This is a genomic window from Bradyrhizobium nitroreducens (assembly GCF_002776695.1).
Lineage (GTDB): Bacteria > Pseudomonadota > Alphaproteobacteria > Rhizobiales > Xanthobacteraceae > Bradyrhizobium > Bradyrhizobium nitroreducens.
Map to the genome: position 1 here is coordinate 4,102,145 of NZ_LFJC01000003.1, position 14,039 is coordinate 4,116,183.

Here is a 14,039-nt window from a genome sequence, read left to right on the forward strand (position 1 = left end):
GGGAACACGATGGTCTGCAGGCGGCGGTTGCCGGAGATCGATCGGGGTCGGCCCGACACGGCCAACGCCGCGCACGCCAAACGACCGGAATCGATCCGGTCCGGCAGGCAAGAAGAAAGGCTACGTTAAGCCGCGGTCGCCGGCGGCAGGGCCAGCACGGAATAGATCGCATGGGCATCGCGCGAGGCGCGGAGTTTTTTCGCGATGTCCTGATCGCGCAGGAGGCGGGCGATGCGGGCGAGCGCCTTGAGATGATCGGCGCCGGCACCTTCGGGGGCGAGCAGCAGGAAGACCAGATCGACGGGCTGGCCGTCCATGGCCTCGAAATCGATCGGACGATCGAGGCGTGCGAACAGGCCGAAGATCTTTTCCAGCTTGGGCAGCTTGCCGTGCGGAATGGCAACGCCATAGCCGACCGCGGTGGTGCCGAGCTTCTCACGCTGCAGCAGCACTTCGAACACGGAACGCTCGTTCTGCCCAGTCAGCTCGGCGGCCTTGGCCGCGAGCTCCTGCAAGGCCTGCTTCTTGCTGTTGACCTTCAATGCCGGGAGAATCGCCTCGGGCGCGACCAGATCGGTAATCGGCATGGAGCTTTCCGAGGTGAATTAGACCGTCAGGTTCCGAAATGGCCGGCTTGGAGAGAAACCACGCCGGGCCGGCGCGAGAAGGTGAAGCAGGAGGGGGACTTAGCCCCGATCCTGATGTGGGGCGCTTCTACTCCAACGCAATCCCGGTGCCAACTGCCGCGTGCGGCTTTGCCCGGTCATTGTTAAGCCCTGGGGATCATACGGGGCTCCGGTTTCTGCCTCAACCGCCCGCCTTGCCGTCCGGTTTCGCACCAGGCGGGTCGATCCAGCCGACATTGCCATCAGCCCGGCGGTAAATGATGTTCACCCGGCCGCTGGAGCCATGCTGGAATACCAGGCAGGGTGCCCCGCTGAGGTCGAGTTCCATGACGGCCTCGCTGACCGACAGCGGCTTCAGGGAGGTGGTCGATTCGGCGATGATGACGGGGCTGTAGCCGGTGACCTCCTCCTCGTCCTCGCCCTCACCCGGCGCCTCCAGCACGTAAGCCGTGGCGTCCAGGGCGGCGAGCGCGGCGGAGGCGACATGGGCCTTGCGGGCCGACCGGTCCTTGAGGCGGCTCTTGTAGCGCTTGAGGCGCTTCTCGATCATCACGAGAGCCTGGTCGGCGCTGGCATAGGCGTCCGGCGCGTTCGAATCGGCTTCCAGCGTGATGCCGGAATCCAGATGCAGCGCGCAGTCGGTGCGGAAGCCGAAGCCGTCCTTGCTGAGCGTGATGTGGCCGGAATAATTACCGTCGAAATATTTGCGCAGGACCTCTTCAGTCCGGTCGGTCACGCGGCCGCGCAGGGCCTCGCCGACACTGACGCTCTTGCCCGAAATCCGAAGAGTCATGTGATGCCTCGCTTGGTTTGCTTGCCAAGATTGGATCGGTCGCGAATGGAGGAGAGTAGCGCGATTTCGCGCCAGCGCAATCAGGCCGGTTCGGTGTTGCGGGAACGATCGGACAAAGCGGTGGAGAGGACGTTACCAAGAGCGCTCTGCTTGTCGCGGCGGCGTTGCACCGAGGACGGAATGCGCATGGCTTCGCGGTACTTCGCGACCGTGCGGCGGGCAATATCAATGCCCGAGGCGCGCAAGCGTTCCACGATGGTGTCGTCGGACAGGATCGCCGCGGGCTCCTCCGAATCGATCAGCTGCTTGATGTGGTGACGCACGGCTTCCGCGGAATGTGCCTCGCCGCCGTCGGCCGAGGCGATCGAGGCCGTGAAGAAATATTTCAATTCGAACGTGCCGCGATTGGTCGCCATGTATTTGTTGGCGGTGACGCGCGACACCGTGGATTCGTGCATCTGGATGGCGTCGGCCACGGCCTTCAGATTGAGCGGCCGCAGATGCGCCACGCCATGGGTGAAGAAGCCGTCCTGCTGGCGCACGATCTCGGTCGCGACCTTCAGGATGGTGCGGGCGCGCTGGTCGAGCGCGCGCACCAGCCAGGTCGCGTTCTGCAGCGCGTCGGTGAAGTAGGACTTGTCGCCGTCCTTGCCGATCTTCTTCGACAGCTCGGAATAATAGGTCTGGTTGACCAGCACGCGCGGCAAGGTGTCGCTGTTGAGCTCGACATGCCATCCGCCGTCCGGACCCGGGCGGACATAGACGTCCGGCACCATGGTCTGCAGACGCGCCGAGCCGAACTTCATGCCGGGCTTGGGATTGAGGCGGCGGATCTCGCCGATCATGTCGGCGATGTCCTCGTCGTCGACACCGCAGAGCTTTCGAAGTGCCACGATGTCGCGCTTGGCGAGGAGATCGAGATGCTCGACCAGGGCCTGCATCGCGGGATCGTAGCGGTCGAGCTCGCGGAGCTGGATCGCGAGGCACTCGCTCAAATTGCGCGCGCAGACGCCGGGCGGATCGAATTTTTGCAGCACGGCAAGGACGCCCTCGACGTCGGCTTGCGATGCGCCAAGACGCTCGGCGGCCTGGCCGAGGTCGGCCGGCAGATAGCCGGCCTCGTCGACGAGGTCGATCAGGTACTGGCCGATCATGCGCTCCGCCGCACCCGTGAAAGCGACGGACAGCTGCTCGGCGAGATGGTCCGACAATGTTGTCTCGGCCGCGACAAAAGCTTCGAGATTGTAGTCTTCGTCACCCGATGCGCCGCCGCCCCATTCCGTATAGGTGGTCGGCGCGGCGTCCTGGGCATTGCGCGCCGCCGCCTCGGCGGGCTCCTCGGAGAAGACGTTGTCCAGGCCCGTATCCAGGGTCTGCTCGATCTCGGCGCGGGTGCCGAGATCCTTGCTCATCCATTCTTCCTGGCCCGGCTCGAACGCCTCGCCCGGACCGCCGCCCGGCTCGTCGCTGTGGCCGCCGCCGAAATCGTCGCTATCGCTGTACTGGCCAGCCTCGGCCGGGGCCTCGCCCGCGGGGGCCTCGTCGTTGGCCCGCTCCAGCAGCGGGTTCCGCTCGAGCTCCTCCTCCACGAAGGTCGTGAGATCGAGATTGGACAATTGCAGCAGCTTGATCGCCTGCATCAGCTGCGGCGTCATGACCAGCGACTGCGATTGCCGGAACTCTAATCTCTGCGTAAGCGCCATGAAGCAAGAACCGTTCCCAAAAATTTGGTCCGATTTTTGCTTATCCTAGTCCGGGCCCGATGTACACGTCTTGACGAAACGCAAAAACGGGCTAGAGGCGGAATTCCTCGCCAAGGTAAAGGCGGCGCACGTCCGGATCGGCGACGATCTCATCCGGACTCCCCTCGGTCAGGATCTCCCCGGCATAGACGATATAGGCGCGATCGGTGAGACCGAGCGTCTCGCGCACATTGTGGTCGGTGATGAGCACGCCGATGCCGCGATTGGTGAGATGGCGGACGAGGTCCTGGATGTCGCCGACCGCGATCGGGTCGATGCCGGCGAAGGGCTCGTCCAGCAGCATGTAGTTCGGCCGGGTCGCCAGCGCACGTGCGATCTCGACGCGGCGACGCTCGCCGCCTGACAGCGCGATCGACGGCGATTTGCGCAGGCGGGTGATGTTGAACTCGTCGAGCAGGGAATCGAGCTGCTCCTCGCGCTTCTTGCGCGAGGGCTCCACCACTTCGAGCACGGCGCGGATGTTCTGCTCGACAGTGAGGCCGCGGAAGATCGAGGCCTCCTGCGGCAGATAGCCGATGCCGAGCCGCGCGCGCTGGTACATCGGCAGCTTGGTGACGTCGTGGCCGTCGAGCTCGATCGCGCCGCGGTCGGCCTTGATCAGGCCGGTGATCATGTAGAACACGGTGGTCTTGCCGGCGCCGTTCGGGCCGAGCAGGCCGACCGCTTCGCCGCGGCGCACATAGATGCTGACACCGCGCACCACCTGGCGGCTGCCATAGGCCTTTTCCACGCTATGCACAGCCAGGAAGCCCGGCCGCTTCAGGAGCTGAGGCCCGCCGTCGCCATTCGACCTGGCGGCGTTCCTCAAAGGGTGGACGGCCTGCGGACGCGGCTCGGTCTGATAGTCGCCTTGATAGTCACCCTGGAACTGGCCGGACGCCGGCATCGCCTGGTCGCGCGCCATCGGCGTCGCGTCCCTGATCGGGCTGGCCACCAGCCCACCGACGCTGTCACCGAGCGCGGTGATGTCCTGACGCGCAAATCCTGGCCGGCCGCGCTTGGCGGGGCGCCGACGGAACATGCTGAAAAGATCGACCATCCCCGCCTTCTAGCCTTTCGCGACGATCCCGCGCGAATTCGCGCGGTCTGCCGCACCGGCCTTTCGATGAGCCGACGCAGCATGAGTGAAGGGATGTCTCATGCCCAGTGAAACACGCCCGAAAAGCGGCGGTCCCCGCTTCGAAAGCCCTGCGCGCTAGATACAGTCTCGCCGGCCAAGCTTCAACCTCGGTTCGGGAGCTCTTTATCCAAGCTTTTGATTTTACTTCGGTTTACTTGCGCCGGGCAGCTGCAGAGGCGGCGCGCCGCCAGGCTTGCCCGAACCGCAATCATTGCCGGCACCCTGCGGCAGCAGGACCTGAACCCGGCCGCTGTCCGATTCCACGCGCGACACACCGGTCGTCATGTCGACCTTCAGCCGGTCGCCCCGCATCACGTTCTTGCATTGCGTCAGGACCACCGGGCCCGAGCCGCCGAGCATGGTGATGAGATTGGTCTTGGTGTCGAACACGGCGGTCTCGCCGGTCACAACCTGGTCCTTCTGGGTGACCACGACGTTGCCGTGCGCCTCCAGCCGCTTGATCGAGGAGCTGCCGCCGGGGCCCGGCTGCGCCGACTGCATCGGCGCGCCCTTGGTCGCCTCCTTTGTCCCCTTGGCCGCAGGCTGGGGCGTGGCCGGCTTGTCACCGCCACCCGATTCGTAGAACACCACCAGCGTCTTCGAGGTCATGGTGGTGTCGCCCTGGATGACCTTCACATTGCCGGAGAAGGTCGCCTCCTTCTTCTTGTCGTGCATCTCGAGCGCGGCGGCCTCGATCTGGATCGGCTGGTCGCGGTTCTGCGAGAAGCCCTGCATCGCGTTGGGAACGCTTGCCGAGCTCTGTGCGCGCGCTGCGCCGGATGCAAGCAGCACAAGGCCGGCGACGAGCGCGAGCTTGCCGACGACAGTGTCCCGCGGAAAAGACTTCATCATGAAAATCACTTTGAATTGGCAGACTTGTTCTGAGGCGTACGCGTCTTCACGGGCGGCGCAGGCTCGACCGGCGCAGGCTGTGCGGCCGGCTCGTCCAGCTTGTCCAGATGCATCACAACATTGCCTTCGAAACGGATGACGTTGCCGCCTTCGGTGATGCGCAGGCGGTCCGCGGTCAGCGTGCCGTTGGTCAGCTTGACGTCGACACGCTCGTCCGAGGACACCGTGCCCTTGTTCATGTCGACGAAGGCGGAGTTCAGCCGCGCCTCATAACCGGTGGAGGTGCGCAGGAAGATGTCCTTGTGCAGATCGAGCTGCTGCTGCTTGTTGTCGAAGCGGCCAGTGCGGGCATCGAGGAACAGGGTCGATTGATCCTCCATGAGCACCTTGGCGCGCAAATCATTGAGATCGACATGATCGGGATCGGTGATGTCCTGCGTCGCGGTCTTGGCCCAGAGCTCGTAGGGCCGCTGATCCGGCGTGAAGCCGGACAGATGCGGCGATTCCATCGTGATCTTGGTGCCCGACACCACCATGTTCTCGACGGTGAGCGGCAGCTCCGGCATCCTGAACTTGTTGAAGAACGCGATGTAGATGATCACGGCCATGGCCACGACCACCGTCGCCGGAACCGAGACCCGCAGAATCCGCACCAGGCGGCTGTGGCGCGCCGCGCTGGCAAACTTCGCCGCAAGCGCGGCGTCGTAGGTGGGACTGTGGGCCGAATTCACCAGGGCTCCTGAGGTGTCGCTCGCCAGGCCGGGTTGAGGGGCGATCCATTGTACCCGTCATGCCCCCGATTTGCAGCCTCGGACAAACAAGCCTCGGACAAACAAGCCTTGGACAAATAAGCCTTGGGCATACCGGGCCTGGACAGGCCGCACGAAAGTGTCCGAAACGGGGCGCAGCCCAAAGTCTAACCGGCGGGCCAGGGCTCAGGAATGCGCGAAAATGTCCTCTTCCTCCCAGCCCTGGAGGTCGAGCAGGGCCCGGGTCGGCAGGAAGTCGAAACAGGCTTTTGCCAGCTGGGTGCGGCCCTCCCGGACCAGCATGGCATCCAACCGTTCGCGCAAGGCATGCAGATGCAGCACGTCGGATGCGGCATAAGCGAGCTGTGGCTCGGTCAGGCTGTCGGAACCCCAGTCGCTGGATTGCTGCTGCTTGGACAGGTCGACATTGAGCACCTCGCGCACGAGGTCTTTCAGGCCATGGCGGTCGGTGTAGGTGCGGGTCAGGCGGGAGGCAATCTTGGTGCAATAAATCGGCCCGGTCATGACGCCGAAGGTCTGGTACAGCACCGCGACGTCGAACCGCGCGAAGTGGAAGATCTTGGTGATGGCGGGATTGGCCAGCAGCGCCTTCAGGTTCGGCGCGTCGGTGTGGCCCTTGGGGATCTGCACCACGTCGGCGCTGCCGTCGCCGGGCGAGAGCTGCACCACGCAGAGCCGGTCGCGGTGCGGGTTCAGCCCCATGGTCTCGGTGTCGATCGCCACCGCTCCGGTGTAGCGGGACAGGTCGGGCAGGTCGCCGCGGTGCAGGCGTACGGTCATGGCGCTTCAAAACCTCGGGTCGAATCGGTTGCGTCGGCACGATAACTAATTCGGATTGCCCGCGATGTAGCCATTGCCGGCGGGCCGCGCAAGCACGGGGTTCGGTCAGATCGCCGCCAGCATGATGCAGATCATCGCCGCGACCGTGATGCGGCTCGGGCCGTCGCGGAAAGCGTAGAGAATCGGATCGTCGGGCATCTCGCGGCGATGCGCCATCATCAGGGCGCGGCCGAACCAGTAGAGCAGCAGCGGGGTGAGCAGCCACAGCATCCAGGGCCGGCTGTACAGCGGCATCACCGCGGTCGAGGAGACGTAGAGCGAGAACACGGTCACCGCGTTCATCGCGCTCGCGGCCGCCATCGCGGCGATGATTTGCAGATCGGTGATCCTGTAGTCGCGGTTGGAGGGATCGGCGAGCCCTGCGCTCTCGCGCATGCTGAGCTCGCTGAAGCGCTTGATCAGTGCCAGCGAGGTGAACACGAACAGCGAGAAGATCAGCAGCCATTCCGACAGCACCACGCCGACGCCGACCGCACCGGCGACGATACGGAGCGTGTAGAGGCCGGCGAGGGTGACGATGTCGACCAGCATCTTGCGCTTGAGCACGAGCGAATAGGCGATCGTGGTGGCGAGATAGGCGCCGAGCACGCCGAGGAACAGCGGCGAGATGCAAAGGCCGGCGATGACCGCGAACAGCCACAGCGCGGGGATCGCCGACAGCGCCGAGGAGATCGGCAAGTCGCCGGCCGCGAGCGCGCGATGGCGCTTGGTCGGATGCTGCCGGTCGGCGGCGAGATCGAGCAGATCGTTCATCAGATAGGCGCCCGACGCACAGGCCGAAAACGCCAGGAACGCCAGCAGCGCGGAGCCGAGCGAGGCAAAGTTGAGCTGATGCGCGGTGATCACGGGCACGAACACCAGCGTGTTCTTGGCGTATTGATAGACGCGCAGCGCCTTGGCCCAGGTCCTGAAGCTCGCACGCTTGCTGCCGCGCGTGCCGATACGCGCGATGAAGGCGCGATCGAAGGGAAGGTCGCCCTCGGCGAGATCGGCCGGCGCAACCACGCCGTCGAAGCCGAGATGCGCGGCGATGCCTGCGGCATGACGGGCGAGGCGGTCGGCGACCAGATAGATCTTCTCGCCCCGCGCCCGCGCCGCCAGTGCTTGGTTCAGCACCTCGGAATCGTAGGGCAGATGGGCGTAGTCGATCTCGGCCTTCGCCAGGATGCTGGTGAGCGCCGCCATGCCCGCTCGTCCACCCGCGCCAAAGCGCGCCAGCATCCGGCCGGGGCTGGAGAACAGCGCCTCCATCAGCAATTCGGATCGCAGCAGGCCGCCTTCGAGATCGACGAGAAGCGTCCGCGCCGACGCCCCCGTCGGTGCGGGGGCGCTAGGCTCGTACTGTCGGGCAGGCTGCTCCATCCGAAAACGCTCTTAACTGACGCAAATGACCGGCATCCGGCCGGGGAGCAGGGACATGGATGGCCGCGAGCCTAGGGGGCATTCGCTAAGGGCGGCTTAATCGGGCGGAGGGCCGCGCAAGCCCGCGCGGTCAAGCGCGCTGGATTTTAGCAAGAACTCCATTCTTATCAGAGTGATAAAAGAGGTACGGCCCTGCTCTCACGGCGACTTCTTCTGCGCCGGCGCGGCCGGCCTGGCGGGCGCCGCCTGGGGCTGCGGTTGCGCCGATGCGGCGTCGGGCGTGGCGATGGCGATCGCGAACAGGCGCCATTGCCCGGCGACGATCTGAAAGGTGAGATCGAATTTGATCTGCTGCGGCTGGGTCGGAAAATAGCCCGCAAGCCGCAGCATGCCCTGCGGGTCGAGCGCGGGCGCGTCGGTGAATTGCGGTGCCAGCAATGCAACGCCGTAGAGGTCGAAATTGCGACGCCGCAAATCGAGAAAATTGAGCCCGAGATCGGCGGCGGTGTTGCGCGCCTGGAAATCGGGCGCGGCGAGGTCGCGCAGCACGGTATAATTGCCGGTGCGGTTGGCATCGTTGAGCGTGAGCAGTGTCGAGCGGATCAAATAGAGCGCCTGCTCCAGCGAGACGGGCAGCGACGGCGGCGCGGGAGCCGCGGCCGGCGCTTGCGTCTTCTGTTGAGCCCAGGTGCCGTCGCTTCCGCTCAGCAGCAGCGCCAGTGCCAACGCGGCGCGCACGATCAGTTGCATGGGATTGCCAAAGCCCGCATCACCAGCCGACGCGCATTCCGACGCGGCCCCCTAATCCGCCGCCATTGGTGCCGTAGGTCAGGCCGCCGCTTGCCTGCACGTTCTCGCTGACGCGTAGCGCCGCGCTCATGGAGAGCGCATTGGTGTTCTGGAAGGTACCCCAGTTCATGCTCATCGCGATCTTCTCGGACGGCATCAGCCAGGGCGAGCCGGACATCGCAAAGGCCATGGCGACGCCGTTGATGGCCTTGCCGGTCCTGCCGTCGATTTCGTTGAGGCGGGCATTGATGCCGGCGAGCTGGCTGTTGATGTTTGCGATGTCGCCGGAGCCAGCAAGCCCGAGCGCACTGAGCGAGGTCGCGGCGAGATTGCCGGCCGCATCCGTCGTGACCAGCTGCACCGGTCCGGATTGCGCAGCCGTGCTCGCGGCCGAGGTGAGGCCCGTCATCGTGTAGGTGTTGCTCGCGGTGCCGAACACTTGCTGGTTCGCGCGCGTCGCGGTGGCGCCATTGCCGATCGCGGTCGCGTTCGCGAAGGTCGCCGAGGCACCGTTGCCGAAGGCCGAGGAATTCGCGCCGGTGGCGTTGGAGCCGTTGCCCACCGCGGTGTTCGCGACACCGTTTCCGCTCGCATTGGCGCCGTTTCCGACCGCAATGTTGAAGCTGCCGGTGCCGCTGGCATTGGATTGCGCCCCGTTCGCGATATTCCTCGAATTGGCGCCGTTGGCATTCGCGAGATAGCCGGTCGCCGCGTTGGAGCTGTTGGCGCCAAATGCGATGGCGGCGTTGCCGGTGGCGACGTTGTTGCTTCCGGATCCGCTCGCGTTGGTATTCAGGCCGGTCGCGATATTGAAGCTGTTGTCGCCGGTCGCGTTGGAGTTGGGGCCGGTCGCGATGTTGCCGCTGCCGTTGCCGAAGGCGTTGGCGTTGCTCCCCGTCGCGGTGTTGGCGCTGGCGTCGCCGTAAGCCTTGGCGGTGAACCCGCTCGCAAGATTTCTGCTGTTGTTGCCGGAGGCATTGGAACTGCGCCCGGTCGCGACGTTCCTGCTGTTGTCTCCGTTGGCGAGGGCCGTCAGCCCCGACGCAAGATTACCGCTGTTGTTGCCGCTGGCATTGGCTCCAGCGCCAGCCGCGATATTGTTGCTGTTGTCACCGCTGGCTTGCGCGTTGTTTCCGGACGCCATGTTCTTGCTGCCATCACCGCTGGCGATGGCTCCCACCCCGGTCGCGCTGTTGAAGCTGTTGTTGCCGCTGGCGTTGGCATTGTTTCCCGTCGCTCCATTGGAGCTGCTATCGCCGCTGGCGTTAGCGCCGGCCCCGATCGCGGAGTTATTGCTGCCCGTACCCACCGCGGAAGCGGAGGGCCCGCAGGCAAAATTGCCCCCTGAGCCGGCAGCCGTGGCGCCTTGCTCAGACGCGGCACCATCCACGCACACGAACTGAGCCCGGGCGTCCGGACCGCCGGCGCAGGCCGTGATCACGGCAATGAGCGTTGTTGCCAGACAAGCGGTGACTCGCTTCCGCGGTGAAATCATCATGTCGGTTCCCCCGTCTCCCAAACCCGCAACCGGCAAGAAGAAGAATGAAGACCGCCGTCACTTCCAGTCCCAGCCCGTCACCACGCCAATGCATTTGACGCCTTCGCGACAAAGCACGCGGCCCAGGGTTTTGGGAAGACGCATGATGCGCAAAGGCCTGCGCGGCATCGCGTCCTCCCATGTTCATGGGGGCCCGCCCGATGCCGGCTTCTCAGTCAGCGCACTCCTTTTCGCGAGGAGGGGACCGTCGGCGGAGGGCCCGGATGTTGCATGGAACCCACAGCGGCGCTCGAACTGCCCGATTCGGCCGAGCCAACGGCGCGCGCCCCGTGGAATTCATGCTGGTCCACCCTATCTGCCAGTTTCCCTCCCCTCACCCTGAATCAGGTGCCCATGACCGAACAGACGCTCGCCGCGCCGATCGACGACCCATCGGAACGCCAGCGCGGCTTCTCGCGCTACCAGGTGCTCCTCATCGCGCTGCTCGCGTTCACGCAGTTCACGATCATCCTCGACTTCATCATCATGTCGCCGCTCGGCGCCATCCTGATGCCCGCGCTCAACATCACGGCTGCGCAATTCGGCGTCGCCGTGTCGGCCTACGCGTTTAGCGCCGGATTGTCGGGCATCCTCGCCGCCGGCTTCGCCGACCGCTTCGATCGCAAGCGGCTCCTGCTGTTCTTCTATGTCGGCTTCACGCTCGGCACGATGCTGTGCGCCGCCGCGCCGAACTACCATGTGCTGCTGATGGGCCGGATCGTGACCGGCTTGTTCGGCGGCGTGATCGGCTCGGTCGTGCTCGCCATCGTCACCGATCTGTTCCCGCTCAACATGCGCGGCCGCGTGATGGGATTCATCCAGACCGCGTTCGCGGCGAGTCAGGTGCTCGGCATTCCCGCCGGACTGTTTCTCGCCAATCACTGGAGCTGGCATATCTGCTTCATCGCGATCGTCATCGTGTCGATCGTCGCGATCGCCGTCATCGCCTTCGCCATGGAGCCGGTCGATGCGCATCTGAAGCTGAAGCAGGACAGAAACCCGTTCCACCATCTGATCGCGACCGTTGCACAGCCGCGCTACACCCTGGCGTTCGCCGTCACGACGCTGCTGGCGACGGGCGGATACATGCTGATGCCGTTCTCCAGCGCCTTCACCGTGAACAATCTCGGCATCGACATGGCGCATCTGCCGACGATCTATCTCGTCTCCGGCCTGTTCAGCATCGTCACGGGGCCCCTGGTCGGCCGGGCCAGCGATGCCTTCGGCAAATACCCGACCTTCGTGTTCGGCTGCGTGATGACCGTGATCATGGTGCTGATCTACACCCATCTCGGCCACGTCACGCTCGCGACCGCGATCACCGTCAACGTGCTGATGTTCGTCGGCATCTTCTCGCGCATGATCCCGTCGCAGGCGCTGATATCGGCGATCCCCGACCCCAGTCAGCGCGGCTCGTTCAGCGCAGTCAGCGCCTCGCTGCAGCAGCTCTCCGGCGGGCTCGGCTCGGTGCTGGCGGCTGCGATCGTCGCGCAGGGACCGGACGGCTCGCTGCTCCATTTCGAGCAGATCGGCTACGTCGTGGTCACCACGACGCTCGTCACGCTGATCGCGATGTATTTCGTGCAGAAGGAGGTGGCGGACCGGGCGGGGAAGAGCGTGGTGTGAGGCACGAGCGTCCGGTTCGGCGCGACGGAAGCACCGCCTGCTACGCGCGCCCACCGGCCAGCATTTCAAGCTGCTCGTGAAGCTGGGCAGGGAAATACGGCTTGGGGATGAACTGCGCTCCGGGCGGGATGTCGGCGGCGGCCGGGCTGACCTGTCCTGACGTAATCAGAAGCAGCACGGGTGGCCACCGGTGTCTGATCACCTCCGCAAGCCGAAGACCATCCATCGATCCGGGCATCTGAATATCGGTGAAGACGACGGTGATTTCAGGCACGGACTCCAGGAGCTTGACGGCCTCGTCCGCGTCCGCAGCCTCCAGCACGTCGAAGCCCATCTGCCGCACCATGTCAGTCGCGTTCATGCGGATGAGGAGGTCGTCTTCGACGATCAGGATCACGTCCCTATGCTTACTGAGATTGGACACATATGCTCCAGCATAACCGAGCACAAGTTTTGAATGGGCGCTTCGTTCCGCCGAACATCTTGCGAAGAATTGCGTTGGTCGGAACAGGGCTTCAGGGTTGACCATGGCAATTGACATCAAGGCGGACGTGGATGCCGTCCAGCAGATTGGGGCAGTTCCCAAGATCCTGGATCTGGCGGCACGCATCACTGGCATGGGCTTCGTTGCCATCGCTCGCGTGACGTCGGATCACTGGGTTTGCTGCGCCGTGCGGGACAGCATTGCCTTCGGCCTCGAGCCAGGCGGAGAGCTGCGTGTCGAGACGACCATCTGCAACGAGATCCGGCAGCACGGCAACACCGTGGTCATCAACGACGTGCAGACCGACGGCGCCTTCCGCGATCACCCGACCCCGGCGATGTATGGATTTCGCAGTTATATCTCCGCTCCCATCATCCTGATCGACGGGTCTGTGTGGGGAACGCTGTGCGCCATCGACCCTACTCCCCGGCAACTTCGCAAGCCTGAAATACTCACCACGTTTCAGCTGCTGGCCGAGCTGATCGCCGCACAGCTCGAACTCAATCAGCGTCTGGAACGAAGCCAGACCGATCTTCACGCCAGCCAGGCCGATCTTGTCGACGAACGCAAGACAGCCGAGCTTCGCGAACAGTTCATCGGCGTCTTGGGACACGATCTGCGCAACCCACTGGCCGCCGTCGATGCGGGCATGCGCATCCTGCTGAAGAATCTCGATACCGGGCGCGCACCCGAAATCGCGCTCGGCGTTCAGAACGCCGTTCATCGCATGGCCGGCATCGTCGAAAACATCATGGACTTCGCGCGAGGCCGCCTCGGTGGAGGCCTGACGATCAGGCGGGACGCGAAGCAGCCGTTGACGCCGGTGCTGGAGCAGATCATCGCCGAGTTCAGGACTGCCTGGCCAAGCGTAAGCATCAATTCAACGATCCGGATCGCCGAGCCCATCAACTGCGATCGCGGCAAGATGGGGCAGCTGTTCTCGAACCTGCTCGGGAATGCGGTCGCGTATGGTGACCGGGGAAGGCCGATCCGGGTTTCTGCCAAGACCTTGGACGGAACGTTCGATCTGACGGTGTCCAACGAAGGGCCGCCCATATCAGAAAAGGCGCTCGCGAATCTCTTCAAACCATACACGCGCGGCGACCGGCCGAGCCAGCAGGGACTAGGCCTTGGTCTCTACATCGCATCGCAGATCGCCCAGGCCCATGGCGGCAAATTGAGTGCAGTGTCGACGCCGAACGAAACGACATTCTCTTTCGAGATGCCGGTCTAGGCGGGCCGCCGCAACAATTTGATAGGGCTCATCTATCTGGAATTGCTTGGTATCCAGAAACAAATGGTGCCCAGGAAAGGACTCGAACCTTCACGGCCGTTAAGCCACTGGCACCTGAAGCCAGCGCGTCTACCAATTCCACCACCTGGGCATGCCGTTTGGGGCACGGACGCGGTTACTACGGTTCGGTGACGCCGTTGTCAATTCATGCTTCGAGCCCGGTTCGGGATGCCGATTGCGCAT

Annotated in this window: 13 protein-coding genes and 1 tRNA gene; 2 read left to right on the forward strand and 12 right to left on the reverse strand. The window is 64.5% G+C overall.

Translation table 11 applies throughout. The features are described 5' to 3' along the window. Positions 1 to 125: 125 nt before the first annotated feature. The 10 genes from ptsN to TSA1_RS19750 all read right to left on the reverse strand — a co-directional run bounded on the left by ptsN (position 126) and on the right by TSA1_RS19750 (position 10,059). Positions 126 to 587 (reverse strand): PTS IIA-like nitrogen regulatory protein PtsN, encoded by a 462-nt coding sequence (ptsN, locus tag TSA1_RS19705; RefSeq protein WP_100177808.1) that lies wholly within the window; start codon positions 585 to 587, stop codon positions 126 to 128. A gap of 220 nt (positions 588 to 807) precedes the next feature. Beyond that, entirely contained in the window at positions 808 to 1,419 is a 612-nt protein-coding gene (gene hpf / locus TSA1_RS19710; RefSeq protein WP_097663318.1) for a ribosome hibernation-promoting factor, HPF/YfiA family, read from the reverse strand. Positions 1,420 to 1,499: 80 nt separating this feature from the next. Continuing rightward, positions 1,500 to 3,122: an RNA polymerase factor sigma-54 gene (gene rpoN, locus TSA1_RS19715; protein WP_100177809.1), complete on the reverse strand. Its 1,623-nt coding sequence runs from the start codon at positions 3,120 to 3,122 to the stop codon at positions 1,500 to 1,502. Positions 3,123 to 3,213: 91 nt separating this feature from the next. Continuing rightward, positions 3,214 to 4,221, reverse strand: coding sequence for an LPS export ABC transporter ATP-binding protein (gene lptB, locus TSA1_RS19720; protein WP_100177810.1), 1,008 nt, complete (start codon positions 4,219 to 4,221; stop codon positions 3,214 to 3,216). A gap of 222 nt (positions 4,222 to 4,443) precedes the next feature. Continuing rightward, positions 4,444 to 5,154, reverse strand: coding sequence for an LptA/OstA family protein (locus TSA1_RS19725; protein WP_174718983.1), 711 nt, complete (start codon positions 5,152 to 5,154; stop codon positions 4,444 to 4,446). A gap of 5 nt (positions 5,155 to 5,159) precedes the next feature. Next, positions 5,160 to 5,885 carry an LPS export ABC transporter periplasmic protein LptC gene (lptC, locus tag TSA1_RS19730; protein ID WP_100177812.1) on the reverse strand — a complete coding sequence of 242 codons (726 nt, stop codon included), beginning with the start codon at positions 5,883 to 5,885 and terminating at the stop codon, positions 5,160 to 5,162. A gap of 204 nt (positions 5,886 to 6,089) precedes the next feature. After that, on the reverse strand, positions 6,090 to 6,704 hold the full coding sequence (locus TSA1_RS19735; RefSeq protein WP_100177813.1) for a ribonuclease D: 615 nt from the start codon (positions 6,702 to 6,704) through the stop codon (positions 6,090 to 6,092). A gap of 105 nt (positions 6,705 to 6,809) precedes the next feature. Beyond that, complete coding sequence (locus TSA1_RS19740; RefSeq protein ID WP_100177814.1) at positions 6,810 to 8,126, reverse strand: UbiA family prenyltransferase; 1,317 nt, start codon at positions 8,124 to 8,126, stop codon at positions 6,810 to 6,812. Positions 8,127 to 8,324: 198 nt separating this feature from the next. Further along, positions 8,325 to 8,876, reverse strand: a complete 552-nt coding sequence (locus tag TSA1_RS19745) for a hypothetical protein (protein ID WP_245448361.1) — start codon at positions 8,874 to 8,876, stop codon at positions 8,325 to 8,327. A gap of 19 nt (positions 8,877 to 8,895) precedes the next feature. Next, the gene (locus TSA1_RS19750; protein ID WP_100181225.1) at positions 8,896 to 10,059 is read right to left on the reverse strand and encodes a YadA-like family protein; all 1,164 of its coding nucleotides are present in this window, start codon (positions 10,057 to 10,059) and stop codon (positions 8,896 to 8,898) included. A 747-nt stretch (positions 10,060 to 10,806) separates the two neighbouring features. Here TSA1_RS19750 and TSA1_RS19755 point away from each other — a divergent pair. After that, positions 10,807 to 12,078, forward strand: coding sequence for an MFS transporter (locus TSA1_RS19755; protein ID WP_100177815.1), 1,272 nt, complete (start codon positions 10,807 to 10,809; stop codon positions 12,076 to 12,078). 40 nt (positions 12,079 to 12,118) lie between these two features. On the opposite strand, the gene TSA1_RS19760 is transcribed toward TSA1_RS19755, so the two are convergent. Further along, the gene (locus TSA1_RS19760; RefSeq protein ID WP_283814371.1) at positions 12,119 to 12,475 is read right to left on the reverse strand and encodes a response regulator; all 357 of its coding nucleotides are present in this window, start codon (positions 12,473 to 12,475) and stop codon (positions 12,119 to 12,121) included. 130 nt (positions 12,476 to 12,605) lie between these two features. Here TSA1_RS19760 and TSA1_RS19765 point away from each other — a divergent pair, with 130 nt between their 5' ends. Beyond that, positions 12,606 to 13,796 carry a GAF domain-containing sensor histidine kinase gene (locus TSA1_RS19765; RefSeq protein ID WP_100177817.1) on the forward strand — a complete coding sequence of 397 codons (1,191 nt, stop codon included), beginning with the start codon at positions 12,606 to 12,608 and terminating at the stop codon, positions 13,794 to 13,796. A gap of 64 nt (positions 13,797 to 13,860) precedes the next feature. Here TSA1_RS19765 and TSA1_RS19770 read toward each other — a convergent pair. Continuing rightward, positions 13,861 to 13,947: transfer RNA gene (locus tag TSA1_RS19770), tRNA-Leu, on the reverse strand. Positions 13,948 to 14,039: the final 92 nt, after the last annotated feature.